This is a genomic window from Ewingella sp. AOP9-I1-14, assembly GCF_052375995.1.
In the GTDB taxonomy this organism is placed as follows: domain Bacteria; phylum Pseudomonadota; class Gammaproteobacteria; order Enterobacterales; family Enterobacteriaceae; genus Ewingella; species Ewingella allii.
Window position 1 is genome coordinate 1 of the sequence record NZ_JBQSVA010000033.1, and the last position, 2099, is coordinate 2099.

Sequence of the window (2099 nt, forward strand, 5' to 3'; positions counted from 1 at the left end):
TTGACCTGTAAAGATCACCAGTTATCACCCCGATAAACTTATGCGGCATCTCTTCCCTCTTTTCGTTTTGTTGGATTCTTCAACATCATTTCAACGCAAAAATCTGTTGACAGCAGAAATTTCACTAGGAATTTCTGTCAACCAAAATGGTTGATAATAGGCATTGTAAACCATTTTGGTTGACAACACCCCATCCGTTGAGCATCATTTTTGGCGACTGTAACGTGGGGTTTGAGGGCCAATGGAACGAAAACGTACTTTTCCATTTTTCCCTCTTCATAGACAACCACACAAGAATACGCATGATTTTTCACCCCAGGATTCACACAATGCGACCTAAATGCATCGTCTTCAAGGTGTTTGCTTAAGCATGGTAACAGCGTCTGCACCAGGCATGGAGAACTGCACCCGATGGCGGGCCGCCACGTCCAGCGCAAACACCTTCGTATACACCTCCGTCGAGCTGACCGACTTGTGCCCCATCAGGCTCTGCAGCACCTTGATGGTTAGGAAACTCAATCGACCCTTATTGGGTTTCCTAACCATGAACTGTGGCAAGGAAGAACCCCAGATGGTGCGGGCTGTCGCAGAGTAATGCGGGTAAATGCCAGTTTTGCTGTGTTTTTAAGCTAAAACCCATTTTTCAGGCGCACTTATCCAGATCCGGCGCTTGAAGCCATCGTTTTTTAGCCATCCGATGCAGCCTGTCGGACAGCATTTTGGTGGCGTGTTCACCCGCCATGGCGCCGGCAAAACGCAGCCGGCCTTTGCAGAGGATGCACTGGTACGGATCGGTGCCCAGGAAGCCCTTCATAAGTACTGCGAACCCGGGCCGCTTCGGTTTTTCCCGTACCGTCATTTCCAGCGCATTGTAGACCTTCGGCAGCAGCGAGCCTCGCTTGCGGTTGGCCAGAAAACCGTAGTACCGCACCATTTTAAAATGCCGCGCCGGGATATGGCTGACGTAACGCTGCAGCATCTCCTCCTGGCTGATTTTCTGGCGTTTGTGCTGCTGCGTTCGGTGGTCGTAATACTGATGCACCACGGCACCGCCGCGGTAGTGGCGCAGCTGAGAAGCGGCCACCGGCGGGCGCTTCAGATAACGGCCCAGGTATTTCACGCTGCGCCAGGCGCCGCGGGTCTTTTTGGCGAAGTGCACTTTCCAGGCACGGCGATACTGGGCATGCAGGTAACGGTGCCACCGGTCTTCATTACGGATATGACCGAGGCCCGGCAGGCCGCCGGGGTTGATTTGCGCATAGTTGTCGCGCAGCAGGTAAACCACGGCGTTGCGCCAGATTTGCTCTACCTCTTTCTTTTTAAAGAACAGCTGCCGCCAGGTGCTGTGTTTGATGTCGAGGCCGCCGCGGGTGACGGAGACGTGGATATGCGGATGCTGATTCAGCTGTCGGCCGTAGGTGTGTAGCGCGCAAAAGATGCCGACTTCGATCCCCTGTTGGCGCGCCCAGCGGAGCATGGCGCGAGTGGCACAGCGAAACAGGTCATTGAGCAGGGGCCAGTTGTTGTTGAAGAACGGCCACAGCAGGTGAGGCATGGTAAACGTGATGTGCTGCCAGTCGCAGTCGGGCAGGATGTGCTGCTGTTCGGCGATCCACTGCTCAGTGGCCTTGAGGCCACAGCTGCTGCAGGCTTTGGACTTGCAGCTCTGGCAGAAAAAGCGGGAATGGGTGCAGTCCGGTGAGGCGCAGCAGTAACGGCGCACGCCCATGGCGCAGGTGCCGCAGGCGAGCATGCGCTCGACGGCGAGTTTAGTCCAGTCGCTGAGGGCGTCGCCGTGTTTGTCGAGATAGCGGCTCCAGCCGTCATCATGCTGGAACAGCAGCTTTGCCGGTCGGGGAATATACATGGTGCAGAGTCTACAGGGCGGCAGGGAACAGGAAAAGGGCACCGGCGCCAGCGGGCTCACGTCGCAGGCGTGCTCATTTTATGCGGGTGTTGCGGCAGGGGGCATGCGCCCCCGTGCGAGCTATAGGTCAGTCAGACGGCGTCGGCGTCGGCGTTGAGGTGAGGCTGTATCTTAAAGACGGTTGAGGCAGCAGCGCTGCCGTGCTCGCCCCGCAGGGGCGCTACGTTCTGTA

1 protein-coding gene and 1 pseudogene are annotated in these 2099 nt (G+C 56.5%); both read right to left on the reverse strand.

The window, feature by feature from the left end:
• Nucleotides 1-351 precede the first annotated feature (351 nt).
• Nucleotides 352-510, reverse strand: a pseudogene (locus tag ACT3RT_RS23030) (phage integrase family protein); the annotation flags it as partial.
• Between the two features lie 133 nt (nucleotides 511-643).
• Nucleotides 644-1867 carry an IS91 family transposase gene (locus tag ACT3RT_RS23035; protein ID WP_353504335.1) on the reverse strand — a complete coding sequence of 408 codons (1224 nt, stop codon included), beginning with the start codon at nucleotides 1865-1867 and terminating at the stop codon, nucleotides 644-646.
• Between the last annotated feature and the right edge of the window lie 232 nt (nucleotides 1868-2099).

Excerpts from the sequence above, each read along its gene's own strand:
- ACT3RT_RS23035 (WP_353504335.1), bottom strand. The coding sequence starts at position 1,867 with ATGTATATTCCCCGACCGGCAAAGCTGCTGTTCCAGCATGATGACGGC.